Source organism: Streptomyces sp. NPDC104106, from assembly GCF_055584345.1.
This window is the reverse complement of sequence record NZ_JBVJMF010000016.1, coordinates 16,664-43,374: the sequence shown is the minus strand read 5'-3', so window position 1 is coordinate 43,374 and position 26,711 is coordinate 16,664. Positions and strand designations below refer to the sequence as shown.

The 26,711-nt window shown below is 71.5% G+C and carries 25 protein-coding genes and 2 pseudogenes; 12 read left to right on the top strand and 15 right to left on the bottom strand.

The genetic code is table 11. The features are described from left to right. Positions 1-40: 40 nt before the first annotated feature. On the top strand, positions 41-1,141 hold the full coding sequence (locus ACZ60X_RS31200; RefSeq protein ID WP_469605547.1) for a dipeptidase: 1,101 nt from the start codon (positions 41-43) through the stop codon (positions 1,139-1,141). A 35-nt stretch (positions 1,142-1,176) separates the two neighbouring features. Here ACZ60X_RS31200 and ACZ60X_RS31195 read toward each other — a convergent pair whose 3' ends face one another. Then, entirely contained in the window at positions 1,177-1,569 is a 393-nt protein-coding gene (locus tag ACZ60X_RS31195) for a VOC family protein (protein WP_469605544.1), read from the bottom strand. A gap of 30 nt (positions 1,570-1,599) precedes the next feature. Beyond that, positions 1,600-1,974, bottom strand: a complete 375-nt coding sequence (locus ACZ60X_RS31190; protein WP_469605541.1) for a VOC family protein — start codon at positions 1,972-1,974, stop codon at positions 1,600-1,602. An 83-nt stretch (positions 1,975-2,057) separates the two neighbouring features. Here ACZ60X_RS31190 and ACZ60X_RS31185 point away from each other — a divergent pair, with 83 nt between their 5' ends. Beyond that, positions 2,058-2,564 carry a CGNR zinc finger domain-containing protein gene (locus tag ACZ60X_RS31185; RefSeq protein ID WP_469605538.1) on the top strand — a complete coding sequence of 169 codons (507 nt, stop codon included), beginning with the start codon at positions 2,058-2,060 and terminating at the stop codon, positions 2,562-2,564. Positions 2,565-2,655: 91 nt separating this feature from the next. Here the strand turns inward: ACZ60X_RS31185 and ACZ60X_RS31180 are convergent, their stop codons facing one another. Further along, positions 2,656-3,999 carry a UDP-glucose dehydrogenase family protein gene (locus ACZ60X_RS31180; RefSeq protein ID WP_469605536.1) on the bottom strand — a complete coding sequence of 448 codons (1,344 nt, stop codon included), beginning with the start codon at positions 3,997-3,999 and terminating at the stop codon, positions 2,656-2,658. Positions 4,000-4,187: 188 nt separating this feature from the next. Between ACZ60X_RS31180 and ACZ60X_RS31175 the strand changes: the two genes are divergently transcribed. Further along, positions 4,188-5,345 (top strand): acyl-CoA dehydrogenase, encoded by a 1,158-nt coding sequence (locus ACZ60X_RS31175; RefSeq protein WP_469605534.1) that lies wholly within the window; start codon positions 4,188-4,190, stop codon positions 5,343-5,345. 199 nt (positions 5,346-5,544) lie between these two features. Here the strand turns inward: ACZ60X_RS31175 and ACZ60X_RS31170 are convergent, their stop codons facing one another. Then, complete coding sequence (locus ACZ60X_RS31170) at positions 5,545-6,546, bottom strand: tyrosine-type recombinase/integrase (protein ID WP_469605532.1); 1,002 nt, start codon at positions 6,544-6,546, stop codon at positions 5,545-5,547. 319 nt (positions 6,547-6,865) lie between these two features. On the opposite strand from ACZ60X_RS31170, the gene ACZ60X_RS31165 reads away from it, so the two are divergent. The 3 genes from ACZ60X_RS31165 (at position 6,866) to ACZ60X_RS31155 (ending at position 8,338) form a co-directional block, all read left to right on the top strand. Next, positions 6,866-7,417 (top strand): hypothetical protein, encoded by a 552-nt coding sequence (locus tag ACZ60X_RS31165; RefSeq protein WP_469605529.1) that lies wholly within the window; start codon positions 6,866-6,868, stop codon positions 7,415-7,417. Positions 7,418-7,487: 70 nt separating this feature from the next. Continuing rightward, positions 7,488-7,664, top strand: a complete 177-nt coding sequence (locus ACZ60X_RS31160) for a helix-turn-helix domain-containing protein (protein ID WP_469605527.1) — start codon at positions 7,488-7,490, stop codon at positions 7,662-7,664. 20 nt (positions 7,665-7,684) lie between these two features. After that, positions 7,685-8,338: a hypothetical protein gene (locus ACZ60X_RS31155; protein WP_469605931.1), complete on the top strand. Its 654-nt coding sequence runs from the start codon at positions 7,685-7,687 to the stop codon at positions 8,336-8,338. Here ACZ60X_RS31155 and ACZ60X_RS31150 read toward each other — a convergent pair. Then, a pseudogene (locus ACZ60X_RS31150) lies at positions 8,223-8,501 on the bottom strand (hypothetical protein); the annotation flags it as partial. The gene ACZ60X_RS31155 and the pseudogene ACZ60X_RS31150 sit on opposite strands and share 116 nt — an antisense overlap. A 38-nt stretch (positions 8,502-8,539) precedes the next feature. On the opposite strand from ACZ60X_RS31150, the gene ACZ60X_RS31145 reads away from it, so the two are divergent. After that, complete coding sequence (locus ACZ60X_RS31145; RefSeq protein ID WP_469605525.1) at positions 8,540-8,899, top strand: four-helix bundle copper-binding protein; 360 nt, start codon at positions 8,540-8,542, stop codon at positions 8,897-8,899. A gap of 67 nt (positions 8,900-8,966) precedes the next feature. Here the strand turns inward: ACZ60X_RS31145 and ACZ60X_RS31140 are convergent, their stop codons facing one another. Beyond that, positions 8,967-10,295, bottom strand: a complete 1,329-nt coding sequence (locus ACZ60X_RS31140) for an LCP family protein (protein ID WP_469605522.1) — start codon at positions 10,293-10,295, stop codon at positions 8,967-8,969. 119 nt (positions 10,296-10,414) lie between these two features. Here ACZ60X_RS31140 and ACZ60X_RS31135 point away from each other — a divergent pair, with 119 nt between their 5' ends. Then, the gene (locus tag ACZ60X_RS31135; RefSeq protein WP_469605519.1) at positions 10,415-10,975 is read left to right on the top strand and encodes an acyl-CoA thioesterase; all 561 of its coding nucleotides are present in this window, start codon (positions 10,415-10,417) and stop codon (positions 10,973-10,975) included. 111 nt (positions 10,976-11,086) lie between these two features. On the opposite strand, the gene ACZ60X_RS31130 is transcribed toward ACZ60X_RS31135, so the two are convergent. Then, complete coding sequence (locus ACZ60X_RS31130; protein WP_469605517.1) at positions 11,087-12,595, bottom strand: LCP family protein; 1,509 nt, start codon at positions 12,593-12,595, stop codon at positions 11,087-11,089. 128 nt (positions 12,596-12,723) lie between these two features. Here ACZ60X_RS31130 and ACZ60X_RS31125 point away from each other — a divergent pair, with 128 nt between their 5' ends. Further along, complete coding sequence (locus tag ACZ60X_RS31125; protein WP_469605515.1) at positions 12,724-13,749, top strand: glycosyltransferase family 2 protein; 1,026 nt, start codon at positions 12,724-12,726, stop codon at positions 13,747-13,749. Between the two features lie 48 nt (positions 13,750-13,797). On the opposite strand, the gene ACZ60X_RS31120 is transcribed toward ACZ60X_RS31125, so the two are convergent. From ACZ60X_RS31120 to ACZ60X_RS31105, 4 genes are all read right to left on the bottom strand, one after another. Further along, entirely contained in the window at positions 13,798-15,396 is a 1,599-nt protein-coding gene (locus ACZ60X_RS31120; protein WP_469605511.1) for an LCP family protein, read from the bottom strand. 143 nt (positions 15,397-15,539) lie between these two features. Continuing rightward, on the bottom strand, positions 15,540-17,303 hold the full coding sequence (locus tag ACZ60X_RS31115; protein ID WP_469605508.1) for an LCP family protein: 1,764 nt from the start codon (positions 17,301-17,303) through the stop codon (positions 15,540-15,542). Positions 17,304-17,532: 229 nt separating this feature from the next. Continuing rightward, a complete protein-coding gene (locus ACZ60X_RS31110) occupies positions 17,533-18,717 on the bottom strand; it encodes an LCP family protein (RefSeq protein ID WP_469605506.1) in 1,185 nt (394 codons plus the stop codon). Positions 18,718-18,876: 159 nt separating this feature from the next. Continuing rightward, positions 18,877-19,632, bottom strand: coding sequence for a TIGR03089 family protein (locus ACZ60X_RS31105; protein ID WP_469605503.1), 756 nt, complete (start codon positions 19,630-19,632; stop codon positions 18,877-18,879). 382 nt (positions 19,633-20,014) lie between these two features. Here ACZ60X_RS31105 and ACZ60X_RS31100 point away from each other — a divergent pair. Further along, positions 20,015-20,198 (top strand): annotated as a pseudogene (locus ACZ60X_RS31100) (hypothetical protein); the annotation flags it as partial. A 247-nt stretch (positions 20,199-20,445) separates the two neighbouring features. After that, the gene (gene manB / locus ACZ60X_RS31095) at positions 20,446-21,528 is read left to right on the top strand and encodes a mannose-1-phosphate guanylyltransferase (protein ID WP_469605501.1); all 1,083 of its coding nucleotides are present in this window, start codon (positions 20,446-20,448) and stop codon (positions 21,526-21,528) included. A 180-nt stretch (positions 21,529-21,708) separates the two neighbouring features. Here manB and ACZ60X_RS31090 read toward each other — a convergent pair whose 3' ends face one another. The 4 genes from ACZ60X_RS31090 to ACZ60X_RS31075 form a co-directional block, all read right to left on the bottom strand. After that, positions 21,709-22,731, bottom strand: a complete 1,023-nt coding sequence (locus ACZ60X_RS31090; protein WP_469605499.1) for a DNA-3-methyladenine glycosylase family protein — start codon at positions 22,729-22,731, stop codon at positions 21,709-21,711. 136 nt (positions 22,732-22,867) lie between these two features. Continuing rightward, positions 22,868-24,181 (bottom strand): coenzyme F420-0:L-glutamate ligase, encoded by a 1,314-nt coding sequence (locus ACZ60X_RS31085; protein ID WP_469605496.1) that lies wholly within the window; start codon positions 24,179-24,181, stop codon positions 22,868-22,870. Continuing rightward, the gene (cofD, locus tag ACZ60X_RS31080; RefSeq protein WP_469605493.1) at positions 24,178-25,158 is read right to left on the bottom strand and encodes a 2-phospho-L-lactate transferase; all 981 of its coding nucleotides are present in this window, start codon (positions 25,156-25,158) and stop codon (positions 24,178-24,180) included. Before cofD ends, ACZ60X_RS31085 begins: the two co-directional genes overlap by 4 nt. Positions 25,159-25,308: 150 nt before the next feature. Then, positions 25,309-25,815 (bottom strand): cysteine dioxygenase, encoded by a 507-nt coding sequence (locus ACZ60X_RS31075; protein ID WP_469605491.1) that lies wholly within the window; start codon positions 25,813-25,815, stop codon positions 25,309-25,311. 620 nt (positions 25,816-26,435) lie between these two features. Here ACZ60X_RS31075 and ACZ60X_RS31070 point away from each other — a divergent pair. Continuing rightward, on the top strand, positions 26,436-26,699 hold the full coding sequence (locus tag ACZ60X_RS31070) for a WhiB family transcriptional regulator (RefSeq protein ID WP_010986447.1): 264 nt from the start codon (positions 26,436-26,438) through the stop codon (positions 26,697-26,699). Positions 26,700-26,711 lie beyond the last annotated feature (12 nt).

The following is a 26,711-nucleotide window of genomic DNA, read 5'->3' as shown; positions in this document are numbered from 1 at the left end:
AAGCTCACGACCGACGTAGCCCACGACGTACGGAGCCGCCATGGCCGACCTCCAGCACGGCATCCCCCCGACCTCCGAGGTCGGCGCGGACGAGGGCCTGCCGGACGACCCCTTCGGCGAGGACGCGCTCGGGGCGCTCCTGGTGCGGGCCCACGCCCTGCTGGCCGAGCACCCGGTCGCCGACGGCTACAGCGGACTGCCCTGGGCGCTGCGCCATCTGCCCCGGTACGACCTGGAGCTGGGCGAGGCGGCCGTCGACACCGACGTCCCCCGGATGCGCGAGGGGCACGTGGGCGTGCTGTTCTGGTCGCTGCACCAGCCCGAGGGCGTCGCCGGCGACCGGCCGACGGCGGCGGCCCTGGAGCAGCTGGACCAGGTGCGCTCGGTGATCGAGTCCCATCCGGAGGGGCTGCGCCTGGTGGGCACCGCCGGGCAGATCATCGACGCGCGCAACCGCGGCCGGGTGGCCGTCGTGCCGGGGCCCGCGCACGCGGCCGCGCTCGACGACTCCCTCGGGATCCTGCGCGTCCTCGCCACCCTCGGCCTGCGCGTCCTCACGCTGGCGGGCACGGCGTGGGCGGGGGAGCGGGGGCTGACCCGGTTCGGCGAGGAGGTGGTCCGCGAGATGAACCGCCTCGGCGTACTGGCCGACGTCTCCGGAGCGTCCGCCGCCACCGTCGAACGCGCCCTCGCGCTGTCCAGGACCCCGGTGCTGTGCACCCGCTCCGCCGCCCGCGCGCTGCGTCCGCACCCGGCCAACCTGCCCGACGCGCTGCTCGCGGCGCTGGGCGGGGCGAAGGGGCTGTGCATGGTGCCGCTGACCGCCGAGCAGACCGGGCCGACGATCCGGGACGTCGCCGACCACCTCGACCACGTCCGCGACGTGGCGGGCCCGGAGTGCGTCGGCCTGTCCGGCACGTACGACTCCGGCGCCGTCCACCCCCGCGACCTCGCCGACGCCTCCCGCTACCCCCACCTGATCGCCGAACTCCTGCGCCGCGGCTGGTCGGAGACGGAAGTGTCCCTGCTGACCTGGGGCAACGTCCAACGTGCCCTGCGCGGCGCGGACTTCGTGGCCCGCGCCGCCCAGCACCGCCGCGAGCCACCCCACGCGAGGATCACGGAGCCGGGCGCGCGGTAGAGCAGGGGGCGGACCGGCCGGGCGCCGCCGACCGGTCAGACGTGGTCGATCCGGCACAGGCAGAAGGGATGGCCGGCCGGATCGGCGTACACCTGGAAGTCCTTGGTCTCGCGGTCCTCCAGGTCCAGCGGGCGGGCCCCCAGCGCGAGCACCCGCTCGTGGGCCGCGTCGACCTCCGCCCAGGTGGGGCCGGCGTCGAAGTCGAGGTGCAGCTGCTGGCCGTTGCGGTCCGCGCGCGGCCACTCGGGCGGTGCGTGCCCCTCGGCCCGCTGGAAGGCCAGGCGCGGCCCGTCCGGCACCCGCAGGACGACCCAGTCGTCGTCCTCGGCCTGCGGGGTGCCCCCGGCCACCGCCGCGTAGAAGGCGGCCAGCGCGTGCGGGTCGGGGCAGTCGAGCACGACGGAACGCAGACGGGCGACGGAGCCCATGGTGTCCTCCTTCGGCAGGCGCAGCGGCCTTCAGCCGGCGCAGAGGCAGAACGGGTGCCCCGCGGGGTCGGCGTACACACGGAAGGTCCGCTCCCGGTCCTCCGCGTCCAGCGGCCGCGCCCCCAGCTCCAGCACCCCCTTCTCCGCCGCGTCCAGGTCCGGCACGACCAGGTCCAGGTGGAACTGCTGCGAGGCGTCCGCGGCGGGCCACTTCGGCGGCACGAACCCCGGTGCCCGCTGGAAGGCCAGAGCCGGCCCGCCGGGCACCGCCAGGTCGATCCACCCGTCCTCCCCGGGATCCCCCTCCACCCGCACCGTGCCGCCCAGCAGGGCGGCGTAGAAGCCGGCCAGCGCGTGCGGATCGGGACAGTCCAGCACCACGGCACCGATCGTGGCGAGAGCCATGACTACCTCCTGCTGTTACCCGTAAGCACGGGTAACCGGTAACGGTTACTGCATGCTCCCGCACAAGGGGTAACGTCGCAAGCATGAGTGAGAGATCGGCCGCGCCCGGATCCCTCGCGTTGATCGAGTCGCTGGTCAACACGCTGGACATGGAGACCGGCGACGACACGCTGGAGACCGACGAGGGCCGCGCGCGTCTCGGGATCACCGGCGCCGGGCTGGACGAGGCGCGGGAACTGCGGGAGTCGCTGCGGGCCGCGCTGCTCGCGCACGCCGGACACCCGCCCCACCGCGCGGTGACCCCGCTCGGCGAACTGCTCTCCCGCGCGCCCCTCTACGTCGTCGTCGACGAGCGGGACGGCTCCGCCGCACTCGCCCCCGCCCCGGACGGCCCGCTGCTCGCCCGCGTCGCCGCCGCCGTCGCCGAGGGGCTCGCGGCGGGCACCTGGATGCGCCTCAAGGCCTGCGAGGCCGGCACCTGCCACTGGGCGTACTACGACCGCAGCCCGGCCGGGCGGGGCCGCTGGTGCTCGATGCAGGTGTGCGGGGCGCGCGAGAAGATGCGCCGCTACCGGGCGAAGACGCCCTGACGCACAGGGACGTGGTGCAGAATGCGGAAAGACGCCGGTTCGGCCGACTGAGCCTCGGCCGAACCGGCGTCCTTCCTCCGGCTGTTCGCGCTCAGGCGGTCGGGCGGCCCATCGCCCGGTACGTCCAGCCCGCCCGGCGCCACAGGTCCGGGTCGAGGGCGTTGCGGCCGTCCAGGATCAGCCGGACCGCCGCGGCCTCCCCGAGCGCCGCCGGGTCCAGCTCGCGGAACTCGCGCCACTCGGTCAGGTGCAGCACCGCGTCGGCGCCCCGCACCGCCTCCAGCGCCGAGCCGGCGTAGCCGAGCGTCGGGAAGACCTTGCGGGCGTTGTCCATGCCCTTCGGGTCGTACACCGTGACCTGGCCGCCCTGGAGGTGGATCTGCCCGGCCACGTTCAGCGCGGGCGAGTCGCGGACGTCGTCCGAGTCGGGCTTGAAGGTGGCGCCGAGCACCGCGATCCGCTTGCCGAGGAAGGAGCCGCCGCCGAGCGCCTCCCGGGTCATCTCGACCATCTGGCCACGCCGGCGCATGTTGATGGAGTCGATCTCGCGCAGGAACGTCAGCGCCTGGTCCGCGCCCAGCTCGCCCGCGCGCGCCATGAACGCCCGGATGTCCTTCGGCAGGCACCCGCCGCCGAAGCCGATCCCGGCGCGCAGGAACTTCTTCCCGATCCGCTCGTCGTGGCCGATGGCCTCCGCGAGCCTGGCCACGTCACCGCCCGCGGCCTCGCACACCTCCGCCATCGCGTTGATGAAGGAGATCTTGGTGGCGAGGAAGGAGTTCGCGGCCGTCTTCACCAGCTCGGCCGTCGGGAAGTCCGTCACGACGAACGGGGTGCCCTCGCCGATCGGGGTCGCGTACACCTCGCGCAGCAGCTTCTCGGCCCGCTCGCCGCGCACGCCCGCCACGATCCGGTCCGGGTGCAGCGTGTCCTGCACGGCGAAGCCCTCGCGCAGGAACTCCGGGTTCCAGGCCAGCTCCGCCTCGCCGCCCGCCGGGGCGTTCGCGGCCAGGTAGGCCGCGAGCCGCGCGGCGGTGCCGACGGGCACGGTCGACTTGCCGACGACCAGCGCCGGCCGGCGCAGATGCGGAGCGAGGGAGGCGATCGCGGAGTCGACGTACGACATGTCGGCCGCGTACTCGCCGTGCCGCTGGGGGGTGTTGACACACACGAAGTGCACGTCGCCGAAGTCCCCGACCTCGGCCCAGTCGGTGGTGAAGCGCAGCCGCCCGGTCGCCCCCTGGAACCCGGCCACGTGCTTCCTCAGCAGATCCTGAAGCCCCGGCTCGTACATCGGGGTCTCGCCGCGCTCCAGCAGGGCGATCTTCTCGGGCACGACGTCGAGACCGAGCACCTCGAAGCCGAGTTCGGCCATGGCCGCGGCGTGCGTGGCGCCGAGGTAGCCGGTCCCGATCACGGTGATCTTCAGGCTCATGGGGGTCGCTCCAGCTCGGACTCGGGTACGTCGTTGATGCGGCCCCTGAGCATAGTCGGGCCCCTCACCGGGCACTTTCCCCGCTGTCGCGTAGCTCACGTAGGCGCGGCGCGGGCGGCCCTCTAAAATTTGAGTTACTTAACGGTAATTAGCGTCAGTATCACTGCGTCTTTGGAGCGTGAGAGACCGTGGCCGGATCGGCTGACTTCGACCTGTACCGCCCGTCCGAGGAGCACGACATGCTCCGGGACGCCGTCCGTTCGCTGGTCGAGGCGAAGATCGCGCCGTACGCCGCGGCGGTCGACGAGGAGGCCCGCTTCCCGCAGGAGGCCCTCGACGCCCTCGTAGCCAACGACCTGCACGCCGTGCACGTCCCCGAGGAGTACGGCGGCTCCGGCGCCGACGCGCTCGCCACGGTCATCGTGATCGAGGAGGTCGCCCGTGCCTGCGTCTCCTCCTCCCTGATCCCCGCGGTGAACAAGCTCGGCTCGCTCCCGGTGATCCTCTCCGGCTCCGAGGAGCTGAAGAAGAAGTACCTGGGCCCGCTGGCCAAGGGCGACGCGATGTTCTCCTACTGCCTCTCCGAGCCGGACGCGGGCTCGGACGCGGGCGGCATGAAGACCAAGGCCGTGCGTGACGGCGACCACTGGGTGCTCAACGGCGTCAAGCGCTGGATCACCAACGCGGGCGTCTCCGAGTACTACACGGTCATGGCGGTCACGGACCCCGGCAAGCGCACCAAGGGCATCTCCGCCTTCGTCGTCGAGAAGTCCGACGAGGGCGTCTCCTTCGGCGCCCCGGAGAAGAAGCTCGGCATCAAGGGCTCCCCGACCCGCGAGGTGTACTTCGACAACGTCCGCATCCCCGCCGACCGCATGATCGGCGAGGAGGGCACCGGCTTCGCCACGGCGATGAAGACCCTCGACCACACCCGCATCACCATCGCCGCCCAGGCCCTCGGTGTCGCGCAGGGCGCCTTCGACTACGCCAAGGGCTACGTCCAGGAGCGCAAGCAGTTCGGCAAGCCGATCGCCGACTTCCAGGGCATCCAGTTCATGCTCGCCGACATGTCGATGAAGATCTCGGCCGCCCGCGCCCTCACCTACCAGGCCGCCGCCGCCTCCGAGCGCGGCGACGCCGACCTCACCTACCTGGGCGCCGCCGCCAAGTGCTTCGCCTCGGACGTGGCCATGGAGGTCACCACGGACGCCGTCCAGCTGCTCGGCGGGTACGGGTACACGCGGGACTATCCGGTGGAGCGCATGATGCGCGACGCCAAGATCACCCAGATTTATGAGGGCACGAACCAAGTCCAGCGGATCGTGATGGCGAGGAACCTGCCCTAGCAGGGTTCTTGCAGGTCAGAAGCTGTTTCGAAGGTCCGGAGGGGCACCCTCGGCTTTCTGCCCGTTGCGGCCCGATCAGGGCCGTTCCTGGGCGTCATGCTGGGGGAATCCTGGGCAGATGCCGGGCTGAAAACAGCCACTGACCTGCACAAACAACACAGCCCCCGGCGTCGCGCCGGGGGCTGTTGTCGTACGCGCATCAGGCGACCTCCGATGCCTCCGTCGGGTCGTCGGCGCCGGGCGTCAACATCGTCGCGATGGCGGCCCGGCCGCGCTGCTCGGCCCCTTCGAAGATGTAGTGGTAGTGCTCCCTGAGCACGTCCGTACTGCTGTGGCCCATCCAGTCGGCCACATCGTTCTCGGGGACTCCGGCGTACAGCAGCCGCGATCCGTAGTAGTGCCGGAGTGAGTGGGCCTTGCAGTACTTCACCTGTCCCTTGCCCAGAGCCTCCATCCAGGTCTTCGGGTAGAAGTACGACGCGTAGAGGTAGCCGGTCCGCGTCACGTTGGGGAAGAGAAGCCGCTCCGGCCCCCATACGCCGTGGTTCTTGATGTGCCGCCGAAGCTCGAAGGCGACGTTCGGCGGGAGGGGGACGGAACGCCCTGGCTCGCCTTCGTCACGAGCCTCGATGTGCCGACGCTGGATGGCGCTGTTCTTGCCCGACTCGGTGTCTGCGTCCTCCGCAATCTGGAAGTCGACCCGAAGCGTCTCGGCCTTGAAGTCGATCTGATCACGGGACACCGCCATGGCCTCACCCAGCCGCAGGCCGCACCCGGCCATGAGCCACAGCATCGCGCGGTATCGCGGAGGAGCGGCATCCAGCATCGCCAGAACTTCCCGCGTCGTGAGCCGCCTTGCGGTGCTCTTCCGCTCCCGGATCTCTTTGGCGCGGCTTCCGGCGCCCTTGACCTTCTTGCACGGGTTCCGGCCGATGATCTCGTTGACGACAGCCCAGTCCATCATCCCGGAGAAGAACGAGAACCGCTGACGGCGTGTGCGGGCGGAGAGCTTCCGGTCCTGCTCCAGCCACAAGAGCCACTGCTCAACGTCTGCGACCTTCAGGGACACGATGGAACGGGCCTTGAAGAACGGCTCAATGGTCGTGTTGAGGATGGACCGGTACTGCTTCTTGGTGCTGTTCTCCAGCTTCCTTTGATTGGTCCACTGCTCCCACACGGCCGTCACGGGCTGCTTGCCCAAGCGGTCGTCCAGGTAGGTCCCGGCGTCGAGTTCCTGCTCCTTGCGCTTGCGCTGTCATCAGCCCGCTTCTTGGTCTCGAACGTCTTCTGTCGCTGCTTGCCGTCCGGGTCGTACCAGAACGTCGTCCACTTCTTCGGGTCGTGCTTTGACCGCGCGACCCATGCCCTTGCCACTGAAGCGGCCCCCTCCTGCTGCTGCCGACGTACGGGCCCGCCCCGCCGTCGCGCCGGTCACTCCCCGGCGTTTCCAAGTCTGCGCATTGACCACCCTGGGTTGTCAACACAGGGTGGAACCCCCTGGGTGTGTTAACTTGAGTGATATGGAAGCGGATGACAGCGGGTTCGAGATCACTCAGCAGCAGGGCGCCTGGGTGGTCCGCATGTGGTGGCCCGTGGGGCCGGTCAACGGGGGACCACAGCGGATCACCATCGAGCCGGCCGACGGTGCCCCTGCTCGTGAGGTGGCACGGGGTATCTCGACCACTGTCCTGCGCAGGCTCGATGTAGCCGCAGCCCTGGAGCTGGCCAAGCAGGCTCCCGAAGCCCAGCGGACGTTGGAGGAGGTGGCAGGGAAGCTGGACGAGATGGGAGAGGCGGCGGGGCTCGCCCTGGAGGGCGAAGGCGTCTCAGAGCGGTACTTGACCTTGCTTGTAGCCACGTACACCGCCATGGCGGATTTTGGTGCTCCTGCGCCCATTCCATGGCTGGCCCGGCTCATCGGCCGCCGACCTGAGACGGTGAAGGATCACCTGAAGCGGGCCAGAAGGGACGGCTTCCTGACCACAGTTGCCGGTAAGGCGGGTGGAGAGTTGACGGACAAGGCCAAAGCCATACTTGAGGAAATGGCTGAATCAGGGGCCCAACACGGCTGAACCACCTAGCACTTCATACGCATTGAGCCCCCGAGGGTCTTCGGGGGCTTTCTTGTTTCTTGGAGGATGAATGGCGCAACTGAGATTGATGACCGTTGACGACGTGGCCAACTACCGGAGCAAGACCCGTTCCTGGGTGTACGGCAACTGGAAGGCCGAACAGATTCCGTTCCGCAAGGTAGGGAAGTCGCTTCGGTGCCGCCCTTCGGACCTGGATCGCTGGCTGGACGCTCAGGGGGCGGAGTGACGGACGTCTACCCGCGCCGAATGCTGGCTGCGACGTACGACGTGAAAGAGGAATGGAGCCGTGCCCTCTTCGAAGCGTTCGGCCCCGGCGGCCTGCTCGCTCGGGAGGCCCCCGAGTTTAAGCGCGAACATCTGTTGTGGGCGCTGGCCCAGCTCCGATGCGTGAACGGCCGTACTGGAGAGATGTTCACCGGAGACACCGAGCTGGCTCAGCGACTGGGCTACAACACGAACGACCACCCCGGCAAACGGTGCCGCGAGACGCTGACGCGGTTCGGATTCTTCACCCAGCATGGCAAACGAGGTCGGGCCGCGAACCTGTTGCTGTCCGCGCCGGTGACGGTCCTAGATGATCATGAGACGTTGGCAGCCTCCGCACCCGGCGAGGTCATCACCGTCACCGACACCAAACCGAGCAAGCCCAGGAAGAAGCCAACGCCGGAAAACGGCGCGTCACGGCCGGCTGACCCCTTTGTATCGGGTAGCGGGCTGTACGGAGATCCGTTCAACGAGCTTCCACCGTGGGAGGCGGACAACCAGACGGCACCCTGGGATGTATCTCGGGAGTCTGGAGCAGGCCCGGAACGAGCGCGGGTCGAAACAGCCGCAGTACAGACATCTGGGCTTCCAGAGCCTTGGCGGCCTGCTGGCCCTTGTGGACCCCGATCCGCTTGAGCAGGCGCCACGCCGTCGCCTCCGTCGCAGACGCGCGTGCGGCTTCCGCGTACTCTGCTTTGACCTCGTCCGAGACACCGATGGCGGTCCGCTGTCCGGGACTACCTGCCGACCGGTCGGTCACATGCGGGGCCGGGCGCAGGGACGTAGGACGGAAGCACATGGGGCCCGTCCGGGGTCCCCCGCCTCCCTGGAGGAGCCATGGCCCAGCCCACGATGACGCCGATGACCCAGCAGATGCAGGACTGCGTCGACGCCTGCATGACCGCGCACAGCATGTGCGAGGAGACCATGAGTTCGTGCATGCAGATGGGCGGTCAGGCCCAGATGCAGATCATGCGCGCGCTCATGGACTGCTCCGAGACGACCCGCATGTGCGCCGACATGATGATGCGCCGCTCGCCGATGTCCGCCGAGATGTGCGCGATGTGCGCCAAGGCGTGCGACATGTGCGTCGAGGCGTGTATGCAGATGCCGGACGACCCGCAGATGACGCGGTGCGCGGACGCGTGTCGCCGCTGCGCCGAGATGTGCCGGACCATGGCGGGCACCCGCATGTGAGCCCTCGCGGCCGGAAACGGTCGAGGGCACCCGCACGGGCGCCCTCGACCCCGGTCCGGCAAGGGTCCTAGTTCCCGGAGACGGTGACCTTCTGGTCGTTGTTCAACTCGGTCACCAGGGTCTTCACCTTCGCCTGGTCCCAGATGAGGTTGCCGCCGGCGGTGGAGCCGGAGATCGGCATGTTCATGGACGTGCCGGCACCGCCCTGCACGCCCTTCATCGCCCAGAACATCGAGGCCAGGTCCCACAGGCCCATGTCCTTGTCGACGATCAGCGAGTCCAGGCCCGCGCCCATCACGGGGTAGAACTTGAAGGGGTTCAGGACCGTCGACGGGGTCGCGACCTGGTGGGCCAGCGCCGAAAGGAACTTCTGCTGGTTCTTGGTGCGCTGCAGGTCGCTGGCCGCGAAGGCGTGCCGGGTGCGGACGAAGGCGAGGGCCTGCGCGCCGTTCAGCGTCTGCTCGCCCGCCTTGAAGTCGGCGCCGGACCACTTGTCCTTGAAGCCCTTGTCGATGTTCATCGTCACACCGCCGACCGCGTCGACGATGTTCGCGAAGCCCTCGAAGCCGATCTCCACGTAGTGGTCGATGCGCAGCCCGGTGCTGGCCTCGATCGTGCGCACCAGCAGCGTCGGCCCGTCCTCGGCGTAGGTCGCGTTCAGCTTCTCCTGCCGGCCCGTGGCCGGGTAGACCTTCCCGGAGGTCGAGCCCTTGTACGACGGGACGGTCACGTTCGAGTCGCGCGGCAGCGAGATCAGCGTGTCGCCGTTGTCGCCGACGTGCAGGATCATCATCGAGTCGGTGCGCTTGCCCTGGGCGGAGCCGGTGTGCAGCTTCTGCTCGTCCGCCTTGGACATGCCCTCGCGGCTGTCCGAACCGACGATCAGGTAGTTCGTTCCCTTGCCGCCCGCCGGCCGGTCGATGACCTTGGACAGGTCGACCTCGCGGCGCAGCTTGGAGTCGGCCCAGAAGTAGGTCGCGACCGAGGTGACGACCAGCACGGTCGCCAGCGTGATCGCCGTCCACTTGATCCGCCGCCGCCAGTTCGGCGCCGGGCGCGGCCCCCGGCCCGGGTCCCCCGCAGGCCCGCCGGGCCCGCGCCCGCCGGGCGTGCCGTAGACCTGGCCCGTGTTGTAGCCGCTGTCGTACTCACCGTGGCCGGCGCCGCCGTCCTGTCCCCGGCCGTCGGTGTACGACGGCTGCTGCGGGACACCGGCTCCGTACGGCGGGGCGGACGGGCCGCGGTCGTCGTACGCCGAGCGCCGGCCAGGCGGTACCGCCGGGCCGCGCCGCACCTGACGCATCACCTGGGCGCCCTCCGGCTGCGCGCCGGCACTGCCGCGTCCGTAGCCGGGTCCGCGGTTGTCGTCGGACCATCCCTCGGGCCAGTCATTCATGCGCCCCAGTGTGCCCGGCGCCGATGTGTGCCCGACAAGGGATGTCGGGAAATCAGGGCGGCGCTGTTGCGAAGCTGACACAAATTCCGCGAAAGTCGCATCGGCATAAGGTGGAGGGCATGACAGACCAGGCCACGGGCGCGGAACCGGACACCGAACCGGATATTCCGGGTAAGCCGACGTCCGCTTCGCGCACCACCCTCAGCCACATCATGACCCACAACGACACCAACCTCCTGGGCACGGTGCACGGCGGGGTGATCATGAAACTGGTCGACGACGCGGCGGGGGCGGTGGCCGGGCGGCACTCGGGCGGTCCCGCCGTCACCGCGTCCATGGACGAGATGGCCTTCCTGGAGCCCGTCCGCGTCGGTGATCTCGTCCATGTCAAGGCCCAGGTCAACTGGACCGGCCGCACCTCCATGGAGGTCGGCGTCCGCGTCCTCGCCGAACGCTGGAACGAGTCGACCCCGCCCACCCAGGTCGGCTCGGCCTACCTGGTCTTCGCGGCGGTCGACGCCGACGGCAAGCCCCGACGGGTGCCGCCGGTCGTACCGGAGACCGACCGCGACCGGCGCCGCTACCAGGAGGCCCAGATCCGCCGTACCCACCGGCTGGCGCGGCGCCGGGCCATCAGGGAGCTGCGCGAGCAGCGCGCCGCCGAGGGGTTCGAGGACTGAGCGCCGCGCCGGGAGTGCCGCGCCGTGCCGCCGGTCGGCCGCGGCGGAACCGCACCGGGCTTCGCCGAACCCGGTGAGCGCCCCCGTGCAGCGCCCTTCGGCGACGCGCGCTCACGTCCCCGAACACACCACCTCGTTACCGCGCACCGCGACCGGCTGCGGCTGGGCGGGGTCCTCGAACCGCACCCGGCGCACGTCCCGGAAATCCGCCCCGGCGATCACCCTCAGCAGCGGCCCCTGTCCCGGCACCGCCCGCAGCTCGGCCCCCGGCAGGGCGACGGCCAGGACATGGGCCGAGCGGTCCCAGCGCGGGTCGTACGAGATCACCGTGCGCCTGGTGTCGTGCGTGGCCGCCGTCACCGGCAGGTGGTTCGCGGCGAAACCGGTCGCCGTCAGCGCCGCGTCCACCCGCTTGGCCAGTCCGGAGGTGGCCGTGCCGTTCTCCACCTGGACCCGGACATGCCGGGGATCGACGTCCACCGGGGTCGCGGGGACCGGTGCAGGGCCGCTGCGGGGCGGCTGTTCCGCGGTGAGCGGCTTGTCGTCCCGCAGCGACGCGAACAGCGTCTCCGCCTTCGCCAGGTCCCACTTCAGGGTCGAGCCGATGCCCTTGACCTGGTAGTTCATCTGGCTGATGGGCACGGTGACGAACTCGGAGGAGGAGGGTGAGAAGTCCCGCATGGCCCGGCCGAGGTCGAGCAGGTCGTCGGCGCCGAGGCCCTCGTCCGCGCGGACCGAGCCGAGCACCGCCCGCGTCACGTCCCGGAACTTCATCGGGTTCAGCAGCACCCCCGAGGAGGCGGTCTTCTCGATCAGCGCGGCCAGGAACTTCTGCTGCCGCTTCATCCGCCCGAGGTCGCTGGTCGCGTCGACGTGCCGGGCCCGTACGTACTGCAGCGCCTGCCCGCCCATGAGGGTGTGCGTGCCGGGCGTGAGGTCGAGCCCGCTGTAGGAGTCCTTCAGCGGCACCGGCGTACAGATCTTCACTCCGCCGAGGACGTCCACGGTCTTCATGAAGCTGGTGAAGTCGACCTCCAGATAGTGGTCGATCTTCACATGGGTCATGTTCTCCACCGTGCGGATGGTCAGCTGGGGGCCGCCCTCGGAGTAGGCGGCGTTGAGCCTGACGGCGTGCGCGGGGTGCTGTTTCCCGGTGACCGGGTCGGTGCGCGCGGGCGCCTCGGCGTAGGAGTCGCGCGGCAGGCTCACCACGGTGGCCCGGTCCCGGTTCTCCGAGATGTGCACGAGCATCATCGTGTCCGTGCAGTGGCAGGGCGCCCCGCCCAGCCGGAACTGGCGCCGCTCCCGCTCGGTGATCTTGTCGCGGCCGTCGGTGCCGACCAGCAGCACGTTCATGCCGTGGCCCGCCCGGGGCCGGTTCTTCATGTCCTTGAACGCGTCGACCCGGGCGATGCCCGCGTCCAGGCTGCTGATCACCGCGTGCCCGATCCCGGCCGAGGCCAGCACCACGACGGACAGCGTGGACAGCGCCCGCATGGCCCAGCGCGGCCGGCGGGGTACGCGCAACGGTCTGACCGGCCGCTCGGGCGGACGCGGCACACGGCGGGGCGGCTGCGGTCGGCGCTGCGGACGCGCGGGGGACCGGGGCGGGCTGGCCAAGGGGGACACCTCCGGACGAGGCCGTACGTGGGATCCGTGAGCACGGTAGGCCGATACGATCTCCAGCCCGGTGCTACGCCCCTACGGCGCGCAAAGGCGTCCCCCGTTCGCGGTAACGTGAGCCCCCTATGAACGCCAAGTCCGACGTGCGGCTCCCCGCTGTGTCCGTGATCATGCCCGTCCTCAACGAGGAGCGGCATCTGCGCGGGGCCGTCCAAGCGATCCTCGCGCAGGAGTACGCCGGCGAGACGGAGGTCGTGATCGCCCTGGGTCCGTCCACGGACCGCACGGACGAGATCGCCGCCGAGCTGGTCCGCGAAGACCCGCGCGTGCACACCGTCCCGAACCCGACCGGGCGTACGCCCGCGGCGCTGAACGCGGCGATCAAGGCCTCCCGGCACCCGGTCGTGGTCCGCGTCGACGGCCACGGCATGCTCTCGCCGAACTACATCGCCACCGCCGTCCGGCTCCTTGAGGAGACCGGCGCGCAGAACGTCGGCGGGATCATGCACGCCGAGGGCGAGAACGCCTGGGAGCACGCGGTCGCGGCCGCCATGACCTCGAAGATCGGCGTCGGCAACGCGGCCTTCCACACAGGTGGGGAAGCCGGGCCCGCCGACACCGTCTACCTCGGGGTCTTCCGCCGCGAGGCCCTCGAACAACAGGGCGGCTACAACGAGGAGTTCATCCGCGCCCAGGACTGGGAGCTGAACTTCCGCATCCGTGAGGCGGGCGGGCTGATCTGGTTCTCGCCCGAGCTGAGGGTGTCGTACCGGCCCCGGCCGAGCGTGCGGGCGCTGGCCAAGCAGTACAAGGACTACGGCCGCTGGCGGCACGTCGTCGCCCGCTACCACTCCGGCTCGATCAACCTGCGCTATCTCGCCCCGCCGGCGGCGGTCTGCGCGATGGCCGCCGGCGTGGTGGTCGGCGCGGCCCTCACCCCGTGGGGCTTCGTCGTCCCCGGCGGCTATCTCGCCGCGATCGCCGCGGGCTCCGTCCCGGCGGGCAAGGGCCTGCCCCTGAAGGCGCGCCTGCAGATCCCGGTCGCCCTCGCCACCATGCACATGTCGTGGGGCTGGGGCTTCCTCACCAGCCCGAAGTCGCTGGCGAAGCGGGTCATCGCCTCCCGGCGGCCCGCAGTGCGCGGCGCCTGACCGGCAGTCGGGGCCCCGGCCTTCCTCCGGCGGGGGCCCGGCCCGCGGTCACCACCGGTACGGCTTGTACACGTCCATGCACGTCGAGGTGTCCGCGCCGTTGACCGAGTCGGTGCCCTGGGGCAGGTCGCCGGCCTTGGGCTTCGACTCCTTGGGGTAGGACGTGCCGGTGCGCCAGTCCGCGCCGACGACGACCGTCACCCCCGACACGTCGGTCGACTGCTTCACCGAACTCGCCGGAATCCCCAGGGCCTTGGCCACGTTCTGGGCGTCCCCGGCCAGATCCGCGCTCGGGTACTGCACCACCGTCTTGTCCACCGACCGCGTGCCCGAGGTGTCGGCCTCCGCCCTGCTGTAGCCGGCGCGCGCCAGCACGTCGCCGATCGCCGCCGCCCGCTGCGGCACCGCGGCCTCGGTCGAGGTCTCGGTGGCGTTCTGCACCAGCACCCCGAGCCGGCCCGGGTCCGTCGACGGCGCCTTGGTCGGCGCAGGCTTGTCGGCCACCTGCTTCGCCCCCGCGCTGTCGTCCTTGCCGTTCTTGTCGAGCGGCACGTCGTCGCGGAGCATCTGCCACAGCTTGTCGGCGTTGGCGCTGTCGGGCACCACGTGGTTCTCGGGGTCGTGCGGGTCCGGGAGGTTGGGCATCGTCACCGACGTGATGCGGTCGGACGGCACCGACTTCATCTCCATGCCCAGGTCGTACAGCTTCTTGACCGTGCCGATCTCCTCGGACACCTTCAGGGACTTGGTGGCCGCGTCGGCCAGGTTCATCAGGCGCCCGGTGTCGGTGAAGACGTTCTGCTTGCGCAGCGTGCGCATCATCGAGTTCAGGTACATGTGCTGGGCGCGGGCCCGCAAGGGGTCGCTGCCCCAGGCGTGCCGGGTGCGCAGCCACTGCAGCGCCTGCACGCCCTGGACCTTGTGCGTCCCGGCCGTCATCTTCAGCCCGGAGCCGCCGCGCTGGGCGGCGGTCGGGTGGTCCCACACGTTCTGGTTCACGCACACGTCGACCCCGCCGATGGCGTCCGCCATCCGCACCACACCGGCGAAGTCGATCGTCATCCAGTGGTCGATGTAGACCCCGGTGAGGTTCTCCCAGGTGGACAGCGTGCAGCCGGCCCCGCCCCGGCCGAGGGTGGTGTTGATGATGTCGTTCGTCGGCGGGTACACCTTGCCGGTGTCCGGGTCCGTGCACTTGGGTATGTCGACGCGGGTGTCCCGGGGGATGCTCACCATGGCGGCGCTCTTGCGGTCCGCGGACAGGTGGATGAGCATCTGCACGTCCCCGTTCGGCGGTCCCCCGACGCTGTCCCTGCTGCCGCCGAGCTGCAGGTTCTCGGCAGAGTTACGGCTGTCCGAGCCGATCAGCAGGATGTTCAGCGGGGTCTGGCCGGCCGCGTTGGGCGCGGTCCTGTGCGCCTTGCCGTCGCCGCTGCTGCGCGCGCCCTTGCGGATGTTGCCGTTGAGGTGCTCGTAGTACAGGTAGCCGGCGCCCGCCGTACCGAGTATGACCACCGTGAGCACGCTCGCCGACCAGCGCAGGGCGCGCCGTCTGCGGCGCCGCCGGTCGCCCTGCGCCCCCCGCCCGGAGCCCTTCGCCGTGCCGGAGCCGTCCGCCGACTCCGAGGCCCGCGGTGTGAGCGCCATCGTGCCGTCCCCCGCGGGAGCCTCGCCCCGCACATCACTCTGCGCCAAACTTCCTGCCCTCCCCACCCTTGCGCCCCGCCCGTACGTCACACGACGGGCCCGTCCCGCGCCGGGTTAGACGCACGACGGGCCCGCAGGGTTACCTACGAGGCGCACTTGGCCTCGTCGGCCGTTGACTTGTCGACGTTCGGTGCCTTGTCCGGCGCGGTGAGTGACACCCCCGCACCCTTGAAGTCCTTGCCCAGGGTCAGCGTCATCGCCGGCAGCCCCTGGGAGTTGATCACGCTCTTGCCGGGCTTGAGCGCGGAGCCGGGCAGCCCCATCAGCGCGGCCAGTTCCCGTGCCTGCGGGGCCTGGTCGGGGGCGTACTCCAGCGTGGTGTTCCTCAGGGGTGTCCCCGAGCCCGCGTTGCCCGCGTTCTCCGACTTCAGCACGCCCTTGTCGGTCTGCAGCCAGGACAGCGTCTCCTGCGCGCTGCCGGAGTCGGCGCCGCCGTTGAGGATCCGCACCCGCACGTCCGACGGCGCGGACCTGCTGCCCTTGAGCCGGGCGGCCTGGGCGTCCTTGGCCGCCTTCTGCTTCTTCTTCACCTCGGTGAAGGAGACGTCGTTCCTGATGGCGTCGAAGACGGCGGGCGCCGTCGACTGGTTGACGACGACGGTCGCGTGGACCTTCTCGGCCGGGTTGTCGACCACCGGCACCGTGGTGAAGGTGATGTTCTTGGGCGGCACCTTCTTCAGCTCCAGCGCCATGTCCTTGAGCGTGCCGATGCTGTCGATGCCGGTGTCGACGGTCAGCGCCTTGGTCGCCGCCTCCGCGAGGTCCAGCAGCTTCGAGGGGTTGGTGAGGGTGTCGCTGGAGGACATCTTGCGCATCAGCGACCCCAGGAACTGCTGCTGGACCTTGATGCGGTCGAGGTCGCCCTGGTTGCCGAAGCTGTGCCGGGTGCGGACGAAGGCCAGCGCCTGCTCGCCCTCCACGACCGACTTGCCCGCGGGCAGCTTCAGATGGGACTCCTTGTCGTTCACGGGGTGCGCGACGCACACCTCGACACCGCCCACCGCGGTCGACAGCGTCTTCACCGCGTTGAAGTCGGCCATCATGAAGTGGTCCACGTGGATGCCGGTGACCTCCTCGACGGTGCGCATGGTGCAGCCCGGGTCGCGGCCGTCCTGGCCGAGGCTCGTGTTGAAGCGCACGTTCTCGGTGCCGGGGATCACCTTGGTGCTGCCGTCCGGCTGCTTCGTCGGACAGTCCGGGACGTTGACGATCAGGTCGCGCGGGATGCTGAGCGCGGTGGCGTTCGTCCGGTCCTTCGACACGTGCAGCAGGATGTCGGTGTCCGCGTGCCCGACGCTGCCCTTGTCGCCGTAGCCCTCGTTGCCCTTGCCGGTGCGCTTGTCGGTGCCGATGACCAGGAGGTTGAAGGCCTCGTCCTTGCTGAAGCCCTTCGAGCCCGCGTCGCCGACGTCGGTGGAGCTGATGTTGCCTTCCAGGTGCCGCAGGTAGAGGTAGCCGGCGGTACCGGCGGCGACCAGCACGAACGCGGTGCCGCCCGCCGTCCACGCCAGGACCTTCTTGGCCTTCGACCTCTTCTTCACCGGGCGCCGGGACGCGCGCCGTCCCTGCGCCGCCTCCGGCTCACCGCCGCGCCGCCGGGACGAGCGCGGGGCGGGCACGTCGGCCTCACCCGCCTGGCTCGTCTCCCGGGTCTCTCCGGCGGCCATGTCGTCGCGCCGGCGCCGCCCGTCGCCGCCCTCCTGAGCGTCCGGTCTGCGCGGTGCGGGCACCTGTGACTGCGCTGCGGAAGGGCCCAGTCGCAGTTCGTATTCCCCGGTGTCCGGATTGAGCACCCACTGGTCGGCGGGATCGATGTTGTCCGCCCGCCCACGGCCTTGCGCGTCCACGGTTGTCCGAATCCTCCGTCGGGGCCACGCGGCGCCTTCCCCCTCAAAGGCGCTCGGGTCTCGGTGAATCAGTGCCCGGCCCCAGGACGGACCTCGCGCCAGGTGCACCGGATCGCTCACACTATCCGCCCAGTTCAGCGTCAAGCGACGCCGGTGACAAATTCCGCCCCCTACACCTGGGCAATCCCCCTCATTTTCCGAGGGAGATGCGGGCGCGCCGGTGTGCGCCTCACCCGCAGCCGTGCGCGGCGGCCGTACTGCCGCGGTAGGTCGGCGCGGGGGAGGGGGTGCGCGCGGGGGCGGGTGAGGGCGCCGGAGAGGGGGCGTGAGGCGCTGCCCCCGGGGCGTTCCGGGCCACCGCCACGGGCTCGTCGGCGCGCAGCCGCGCGAACAGCTTCCGGGCGTCGGGCTCCACGAGTTGGTCACGGTTGGGGTCGTAGCCGTACGACTCCCTCGGCACCGTCAGGAACTGCACCTTTGTCGTGGGGATGTCGCGCAGCCCGCGCACCAACTGGTACAACCCACGCAGACTGGCCAGTTCCGGGTCGGTGGTGAGGGAGGAGGTCGCCGCGTCCAGCACCGGGTACAGCTTCACCGGATTCAGCAGGACGTCACTGCTCTGCACCTTGGTGACGAGCGCGCCGAGGAACTGCTGCTGCCGCTCCATCCGTTCGGTGTCGCTGCCGTCCCCCAGCGACTTGCGGACGCGTACGTACCCGAGGGCCTGCTCCCCGTCCAGCATGACGTTCCCCGCCGGCAGCCTCAGCCTTGCGTCCTTGTCGTCGATGGGCTCCCGCACGCAGACCCGCACCCCGTCGACGGCGTCCACCATCTCCTTGAACCCGCTGAAGTCCACGACCACGTGATGGTCGATCCGGATGCCCGTCAGCTTCTCGACGGTACGGATCGAACAGGCCGAACCGCCCACCGCGTACGCGCTGTTGAGCATCGCGAGTGCCGGCTCGCTGCGTCTGCCGTCCGCCCGCAGGCACTGCGGGACGGCCACCATCAGGTCCCTCGGCAGCGAAACGGCGGTGGCGCTGCGCCGGTTCGCGGCCAGGTGCAGCAGGATCGTCGTGTCCGACCGCTCGCCCGCATCCCGCCCGTAGCGCGCGTTGCCGTCCCCGGCCCGGGTGTCGGACCCGATCAGCAGGATGTTCTGGGCGTCCTTCACCAGCGCGGTGGGCCGCTCCCGCTCGTACCGGGCGAGTTCCCGGGCGGCCGCGTCGTCCGACGTGATGTTGGCGTTGAGCGTGGCGTACAGGACCCACCCGCACCCGGCCGCCGCCGCGGCGCACGCTGCCAGTCCGAGCGCCGTCCCCTTCACCCACCGCCGCCGGCGCCGCACCACGCCGTCCCCGACGGCCGAGGCCCCGAGACCGGGACCGAGGGCCTTGCCTGCGGTGTCGGCCACGGTCGGGGCACCCCCTCATCGGCGTACGGGCATCCGGCGTATGGGCGGCACGCGCCGCTCCCACTGTGCGCTCTCGCTGCTCTTACGACGATGGCGGGGAAGGGGCCGGGAGGCGCCCTGTGCTACTCCGATCGGGAAAACGGTCCGGGGCGCCCGCCCTCAGCGGTGTACCGCCGTCACCCTCTCGCTCTCGATCCGCTTGGCGAGCGCCTCCTGGTCCAGCCGGTCCAGGTTCCGGCAGAGCACCACGGACCCGCCGACGGCCAGCGGCGCGAACAACCCGGCGCCGACCCCTTCCCACGTGTCGTACGGCAGCCCCGACAGCAACCGCGAACCGGGCCCCGTCAGCCCCAGCTCCGGCGCCTCCGCCGACGCCCGCTCGACCACCTCGGCCGCGCTGAACTCCCGTCCGGCGACGATCAGCGCGGGCTCCCGCGGGTCCACCGGAGCGAACGGCACGAACCGGTCACCGTGCCCCGGCACTTCCACGGCGTAGTCGACGAACCCCTCCGGGGTGCGCGGGAAACGACCGCCCAGCGGCCGTAGCGCGAGCGCGACCCGTTCTCCCCGGCACGCCCGCGCCGCGTCCAGCGTGTCCGGACCGCTGACCACCACGTCGGCCGCGGACGGCTCCCCGCCCAGGTCGGCGACGGCCCCCACCGACGAACAGGCCAGCAGCCACACGGCCGTCTGCCAGTGCGCGGGCAGCAGCAGCGCGACCCGGTCGCCGGGCCCGGCGGACAGATCGCTCTGGAGGAGGTTCGCGGTCTTGGCCACCCAGTTGGCGAAGGTGGCCACGGACAGTTCCACCCGTTCGCCCGTGGCGTCGTCGTAGAAGGTCACCAGCGGGCGGCCGGGGTCCGCGGCGAGCGCGGAAGCCAGCAGGTCGGCGGGGGTGCGATCGGTGGCGTTCACCCGGGAAAGGGTACGCGCGGGCGGCCGCGCGCGGCGCGTGGCAGGGCCACCGGTCCGGCGGCAGGCCCCGACGGCACGTCAGCCCATCGTTCAGCGCCCCGTAAGCAGGGGCCGTACCGGGCGAGCCGGAGCGCTTCTCGCTGCTCGGGGGTGTGGGCCGCCCCCCGCGCCAAGCCGCGCGGCCGGCAGAGGCGCGCCCCCGGTCGGCCGCGAACGGTGCCCGTTTCGGCCGGCAGGACACCGACACGCGCAGCGGGGACCACCGCGCCGACCCGGCCACGACGGAAGGGTCCTCGCGTCGGCACACGGGGCACACGGGGCACACGGGGCGACGGCCCGGCCGGCGGCCCTGCGGCGGGGTGGACGTACGGCCCCCGCCCGCAAGACACCCTCCGTCATTCGCCGTACCCACCGCTACCACGTCACGAGCACGGACCGGCGGGACATCGGCTACGACTTCCTCGTCGACAAGTGCGGAATACTCGTACGGCACCGATCCGCACGGCAGGACATATCTCACGTCGGGCGGTGGCAACCTCTACCGGAAGGGTAAGAAGGTACGGCTCGGTCCGCCGCCGCCCGCTACCAGGGGCGGTGTCGGGGGTCCGTCCCGGGCACGCCGGCAGGGGCTCGCGTTCACCGTTGTCGGCGGGGCGCGCCGGTCTCACACCGTTCTATTACCGATCTCGTGGAAAACCGCGCGGTCGTCAAGGGCGCCGTCGCTACCGTCTGCATACACTGACCGGCCGAAACCGAAACGAGTAGTAACGAGTAGTTCGACCGGTCCCGGCAGGAAGAAAGCAGAGACGACAGGTGACAGAAGCGATCCTCCTGGTCGGCGGCAAAGGCACCCGGCTGCGTCCCCTCACGGTGCACACGCCCAAGCCCATGGTTCCGGCCGCCGGCGTACCGTTCCTCACGCACCAGCTGGCGCGGGCCAAGGCGGCGGGCGTGGACCACATCGTCCTCGCCACCAGCTATCTGGCCGAGGTCTTCGAGCCGTACTTCGGTGACGGCTCGTCCCTCGGCCTGAGCATCGAGTACGTCACGGAGGAGGAGCCTCTCGGCACCGGCGGCGCCATCCGCAACGTCGCCTCGCGTCTGCGGTCCGGCCCGGACGAGCCGGTCCTGATCTTCAACGGCGACATCCTGACCGGCCTGGACATCAGGGCCCTGGTCGACACCCACCGGTCGACGGGCGCGGACGTGTCCCTGCACCTGACGAAGGTGTCGGATCCGCGCGCATACGGCCTGGTCCCGACCGACGAGACGGGCCGCGTGCTGGCCTTCCTGGAGAAGCCGCAGACGCCCGAGGAGATCGTCACCGACCAGATCAACGCGGGGGCGTACGTCTTCCGCCGCTCGGTCATCGACACGATCCCGCTGGGCCGCCCGGTGTCGGTGGAGCGCGAGACCTTCCCGGACCTCCTGGCGGCCGGTGCCCATCTGCAGGGCATGGTCGACTCGACGTACTGGCTGGACCTGGGCACCCCGGCGGCCTTCGTCCGCGGCTCGGCGGACCTGGTCCTCGGCCGCGCGCCGTCCCCGGCCGTCCCCGGCCGCTGCGGCGACCGCCTCGTCCTGCCCACGGCCACGGTCGCACCGGACGCCAAGCTCGCGGGCGGCACGGTGGTGGGCGAGGGCGCGTTCGTCGCCGAGGGCGCCCGCGTCTTCGGCTCGACGATCCTGCCGGGCGCCGTGATCGAACCGGGCGCGGTCATCACCGACTCCCTGATCGGCAGCCGGGCGCGCGTCGGCGAACGCTCCGTCCTCACCGGCGCGGTCGTGGGCGACGGCGCGGTCGTCGGCCCCGACAACGAACTGCGCGAGGGCGTCCGGGTGTGGTGCGACGCCCGCATCCCGGCCGGGGCGGTGCGGTTCTCCTCGGACCAGTAGCGACCGCGCGGGGGTCTCGGGCGTCGTCTCGTGGGACTGCGCCCCGGACCCCCGTCGCCGGCCGGGCGATGCCCCGGTGGCCGGGCGCTGCCCGCCCGGCGGTGTCAGCGGCGCCGGCGGCACCCCACCGGCGCCGGCGAGCGTTGGCCCCACTCCCGCCCAGCCGCGGCACAGGCCACCTCACAGCAGCCCGATGTCCACCCGGGGCATCTTCGGCTTGCGCCGGGCCGGTGCATGGCCGCTGAGCAGGATCAACCGGGCCGCCCGATGCCGTTGCCCGGCATACGGCTGGAGCAGGCGCAGCATCTCCGCGTCGTCCGCGTCACGATTTCCGGCGAGGGCCCACCCGACGATCCCGGGCAGATGAAGGTCCCCGACCGTCACCGCGTCCGCCGCCCCGTGACTGCGCTGCACGACCTCCGCCGACGTCCACGGCCCCACCCCCGGCAGGACCTCCAGGCGCGCCCGCGCCTCGTCCGCCGGCATTCCCACCGCCTGCTCCAGCCGCGCGGCGACCCGTACGGCCCGCAGGATCGTCGACGCCCGCTTGTCGTCCACCCCGGCCCGGTGCCACTCCCAGGAGGGAACCAGCGCCCAGGTCCGCGGGGCGGGCATCACCCACATCGGCCGCTCGAACACCCCGGCGGGCCCCGGCGCCGGCTCCCCGAACCGCCGCACCAGCAACCGCCACGCCCGGTACGCCTCGTCCGTCGTGACCTTCTGCTCCAGCACCGAGGGGATCAACGACTCCAGCACCAGCCCGGTCCGCGTCAGCCTGAGCCCCGGCCGCCGGTGCCGCGCCAGCGCCACCACCCGGTGCCGGGGCACGAACGCCTCGGGATCGTCGGCGGCGCCCAGCAACTCGGGCAGCCGGTCCAGCAGCCACTCGGCCCCCGTCCCCCACGCCTCGCCGAGCACCTCACCGCCGTACGCGCGCACCCGCAGGGTCCCCGGCCCGGCCGGCGTACGGCAGGCCCGCCACACGGAGCCGTCCGGTGTCGCCCGGAACGTGGGATCGGCGGGCCCGCGCCGCAGCGGCCCGAGCACCAGCCCGAGATCGAGCGGCCCCTCGGGCACCCACCGCCGCATCCGGGCGGGCGCCGCCGCCTGCCGCGGTATCCCGGCGCCCCCGCGCGCGGGCACACCGGCATGGCCGCCGCGCACGGTCGTGCGCGTGGGCCGCTGAGCGAAACGTCCTGCCACGAATGAGGTCCTCGGGGAGCCGGTGCGGGTGCCGTGCTACGAGACTAGGCGGTGCGGGAAAGAGACGTACGGGAATCCCCCGCTCACCTTCCCCGGCTCGCCCGCTCCCCCTCGCCCGCCCCGCCGTCCCCCCGCCTCACCGGACCTCGATGAACGCCCCCGCGTCCCGCTCCGGCCGCGGTCTCGGCTCCTCGGCCGGGTGTCCGACCGCCACCGCGCCCATCGGGTCCCAGTCGGCCGGCAGCCCGAGCGCCTCGCGCACCACGTCCCGGCAGAACATCGTGGACGACACCCACGCCGAGCCCAGCCCCTCCCCGGCCAGCGCCACCAGGAGGTTCTGCACGCCCGCGCCGGCCGCGACGACGAACATCTCCCGCTCGGCGCCGTCCCGCCGCGCGTCCCCGTAGTGGTGCGAGCCGTCCATGACGAGGCACGGCACGACCAGATACGGCGCGTCCCGCAGGACGTCACCGCGGCGCACGCGCTTGGCGATGGACTCCTCGCTCCTGCCGTCCCGGCGCAGGTCCGCGATCCAGGCGTCGCGCATCGCGTCCAGCAGCCGGGCCCGCGACGTCGCCGACTCCAGCAGCACGAACCGCCACGGCGTGGTGTGGTGCGGGGCCGGCGCCGTCACCGCGGCGGCCACCGCGCGGCGGACCGCGCCGGGGTCCACGGGCCGGTCGGTGAAGGCCCGCACCGTGCGCCGCCGGGTCACCGCCTCCCGGATCGCCTCGGATGTGCCGAGCCGGAACATGTCGTCCCGCGCGGAGCGCACCAACGCCCGTGCGCCCTGGCCCGGTTCGCTCTCCTCGCCGACGACGTGCGGCAGCCCGCGCACCACGGCCACCGGCCGGCCCGCCGCCTTGCCCTTGACCAGGTCGCCCGCGGCGGCCAGTTCGTCCGCGGTCGCGACGATCGTCGCGCTGAGCGGATTGCCGTACGCGTCCGTGCCGCCGCGCAGGTCGTGCAGCACGCGCACGCCGGCCGCGCCGATCGCCACGTCCGTGAGCCCGGAGCGCCAGGGCCGCCCGAAGGTGTCGGTGACGACCACGCCCACCTCGACGCCGAGGGCGGCGCGCAGGCCGTCGCGGATCGCGCGCGCGGACGCGTCCGGGTCCTCGGGCAGCAACAGCACCGTGCCCGCGGGGGTGTTGGAGGCGTCGACCCCGGCGGCGGCCATGACCAGGCCCTGCCGGTTCTCCACGATGCGCAGCGTGCCGCGGCGGGCGACGACGCGGACCGTCTCGGCGTCGATGGCCGCCTCCCGGTCGTCCGCCCGCATGATCCGGCCCTCGGCCTTGGAGACGATCTTGGAGGTGACGATCACCACGTCACCGTCGGCCAGGCCCGGCTCGGCGGCGGTGATCAGCTTGGCGAGATCGTCGCCCTGCTGCACCTCGGGGATGCCCGCCAGAGCCCAGACCCGGTACTCCGGGCGCTCCTCGCTCATGCGCCGCGCACCTCCTCGGCCAGTGCGAGCGCCTCGCGCGCCATCTGCGCGGCCGCGTCGACGTCGGTCATCATCAGCGGTACGGCCCGGCAGCGGATGCCGTCCGCCTCGACCCGCGCCACGGCGGCCGCGTCCACCGTGTCCACCAGCCAGCCGTCCAGCAGCCCGGAGCCGTAGTGCTCGGCGACCGCGGCGGCCGTGGACTCCACGCCGACCGCGGCGAGCACCTTGTCGGCCATCCCGCGCACGGGCGCGTCCCCGACGATGGGGGACAGGCCCACCACGGGCACGCCCGCCTCCGCGATGGCCTCGCGGATGCCGGGCACGGCCAGGATGGTGCCGATGGACACGATCGGATTGGACGGCGGGAAGAGGATGACGTCCGCCGCCGCGATGGCCTCCAGCACGCCGGGCGCCGGCTTGGCCTGCTCGGCGCCGACGGGCACGATCGCCTGCGCGGGGACCTCGGCGCGCAGCCGTACCCAGTACTCCTGGAAATGGACCACCCTGCGCTCGCCGTCACGTTCATCAGCGGCTCCGGCGTGGGCCACGACCACGTGCGTCTCCACGCGGTCGTCGGTCATCGGGATCAGCTTCACGCCCGGCTGCCACCGGTCGCACAGCGCCTCGGTGACCGCGCTGAGCGGATAGCCCGCGCCGAGCATCTGCGTCCGCACGATGTGCGTCGCGAAGTCCCGGTCGCCGAGGCCGAACCACCCGGGCCCGACGCCGTAGGCCGCGAGTTCCTCCTTGACCCGGAACGTCTCGTCGGCCCGCCCCCAGCCCTGCTCCTCGTTGATGCCGCCACCCAGCGTGTACATCACCGTGTCGAGGTCCGGGCAGACCTTCAGCCCGAAGAGGTGGATGTCGTCGCCGGTGTTGCCGATCACCGTGACGTCCGCGTCCGGCACGGCCTGCTTCAGACCGCGCAGGAAACGGGCACCACCGATGCCGCCTGCCAGAACCACAATGCGCATGGCACCAAGTCTTGCAGGCGGGTACGACAACGCGTCAGGCAGCCGCCGGACGCGGGACGGTCGGGTTTCGGGCAGTCGGCCGGAACGCGGGAGGCCGGCGGGGGCCCAGGAGGCCGGGCGAGGCGCAGCCGGCCGGCCGGGGTACGGCGCTCAGGCGGTCACCGGGCGCGGCCCGGTGCGCGCCTCGCAGCCGGCGGACGTGTGCATCGGCATCTCGGTGAGGCCGGGGTGGTAGACGTGCAGGCTGACCGCCGGCTCCAGCGCGTCGTTGACGACCTCGTGGACGTACCCCGGCGCGAAGACGCGCTGCGCCCCGGCGGCCAACGCGCGCGTGCCGCGCTCGGTGCGCTCGGTCAGGGTGCCCTCCAGGACGGTGAGGACGCCGGAGGAGCGGCCGTGGTCGTGCGGTCCGCTGCCCTGTCCGGGCACCCAGCTCAGCAGCCACACCTCGTAGCCGGGGCCGGTGCGCAGCCGGTGGTACCAGCGGCTCGTCGCGTCGTAGCGGACCAGGTGCGCCCACTGCGAGCGGTCGGCGGCGATCGCGCGCGCGAGGCCGACGAACTCCGCGACGGTGGCGGGGTGCTCGCGCGGCGGCTGGAGCAGGTGCGGGACTTCGAGGATGTCGCCGGCGATCTGGAGGTCGCTGTCGCTGTTCATGGGTGCGCTGGTTCCTCGGTGAAAGAAGGTCAGAGGGAACGGGAACGGACACCGTGTCGCGGGGACACGGCTCCAGCCGGAGCGAGGTGTGGCTCAACAGCTGTGACAGCGACAACAGCTACAGCGCGCCCGGGCAGCACCGTGGGACCCGGCGGTGCGGGTCGAGGTGAGCGCCAAGTACGCGAGCATGCCCCCTAGGACAGCGGTTCACACCAGTGCTGTCAACTCGGCGCCCGGTATGTGGGACGCCCTTCATCCCATCCGGTTCTTCTGTCAGGTGAAAGGTTTGCTCACCGGGGTACCCGGACACATGCGGCACAACCGGGCGCTCACGCCTCGTGCAACTCGATCGAACGCGGAGCCGTCTTTCTCCGTACAGAGATCTGTCATAGGTCTGTGCGGGGTTCGACCGGCCCCGGGGCTCTCGCCTGCGCGTCAAGGTTTATGGCGATTTGAACACTTTCCGCACGGCCTTGGTTCCGCAGAGTGAATAACGGGCCCAATAGCAGATCTCGGCTTGACTCGCCCGGAGCAGCACACTTGTAATTTCACTCGTGTCGTTCAGCCGAAATCGGTAACGGCTGACGCACGGGGACGCGAAAGACAGACGAGGGGCGCACATGACCGAGCTGGTGCAGCAACTGCTGGTCGACGACGCGGACGAGGAACTCGGCTGGCAGGAGCGCGCGCTGTGCGCCCAGACCGACCCCGAGTCCTTCTTCCCCGAGAAGGGCGGCTCCACCAGAGAGGCCAAGAAGGTCTGCCTCGCCTGCGAGGTCCGCTCCGAATGCCTTGAGTACGCCCTTGCCAACGACGAGCGCTTCGGCATCTGGGGCGGCCTGTCCGAGCGGGAGCGCCGCCGCCTGAAGAAGGCCGCCATCTGACCGTACATCCAC

Coding starts and splice junctions, on each gene's coding strand:
- ACZ60X_RS31200 (WP_469605547.1), top strand. CDS start 41: ATGGCCGACCTCCAGCACGGCATCCCCCCGACCTCCGAGGTCGGCGCG.
- ACZ60X_RS31195 (WP_469605544.1), bottom strand. CDS start 1,569: ATGGGCTCCGTCGCCCGTCTGCGTTCCGTCGTGCTCGACTGCCCCGAC.
- ACZ60X_RS31190 (WP_469605541.1), bottom strand. CDS start 1,974: ATGGCTCTCGCCACGATCGGTGCCGTGGTGCTGGACTGTCCCGATCCG.
- ACZ60X_RS31185 (WP_469605538.1), top strand. CDS start 2,058: ATGAGTGAGAGATCGGCCGCGCCCGGATCCCTCGCGTTGATCGAGTCG.
- ACZ60X_RS31180 (WP_469605536.1), bottom strand. CDS start 3,999: ATGAGCCTGAAGATCACCGTGATCGGGACCGGCTACCTCGGCGCCACG.
- ACZ60X_RS31165 (WP_469605529.1), top strand. CDS start 6,866: ATGGAAGCGGATGACAGCGGGTTCGAGATCACTCAGCAGCAGGGCGCC.
- ACZ60X_RS31160 (WP_469605527.1), top strand. CDS start 7,488: ATGGCGCAACTGAGATTGATGACCGTTGACGACGTGGCCAACTACCGG.
- ACZ60X_RS31155 (WP_469605931.1), top strand. CDS start 7,685: ATGCTGGCTGCGACGTACGACGTGAAAGAGGAATGGAGCCGTGCCCTC.
- ACZ60X_RS31145 (WP_469605525.1), top strand. CDS start 8,540: ATGGCCCAGCCCACGATGACGCCGATGACCCAGCAGATGCAGGACTGC.
- ACZ60X_RS31140 (WP_469605522.1), bottom strand. CDS start 10,295: ATGAATGACTGGCCCGAGGGATGGTCCGACGACAACCGCGGACCCGGC.
- ACZ60X_RS31135 (WP_469605519.1), top strand. CDS start 10,415: ATGACAGACCAGGCCACGGGCGCGGAACCGGACACCGAACCGGATATT.
- ACZ60X_RS31125 (WP_469605515.1), top strand. CDS start 12,724: ATGAACGCCAAGTCCGACGTGCGGCTCCCCGCTGTGTCCGTGATCATG.
- ACZ60X_RS31120 (WP_469605511.1), bottom strand. CDS start 15,396: ATGGCGCTCACACCGCGGGCCTCGGAGTCGGCGGACGGCTCCGGCACG.
- ACZ60X_RS31085 (WP_469605496.1), bottom strand. CDS start 24,181: ATGAGCGAGGAGCGCCCGGAGTACCGGGTCTGGGCTCTGGCGGGCATC.
- cofD (WP_469605493.1), bottom strand. CDS start 25,158: ATGCGCATTGTGGTTCTGGCAGGCGGCATCGGTGGTGCCCGTTTCCTG.
- ACZ60X_RS31075 (WP_469605491.1), bottom strand. CDS start 25,815: ATGAACAGCGACAGCGACCTCCAGATCGCCGGCGACATCCTCGAAGTC.
- ACZ60X_RS31070 (WP_010986447.1), top strand. CDS start 26,436: ATGACCGAGCTGGTGCAGCAACTGCTGGTCGACGACGCGGACGAGGAA.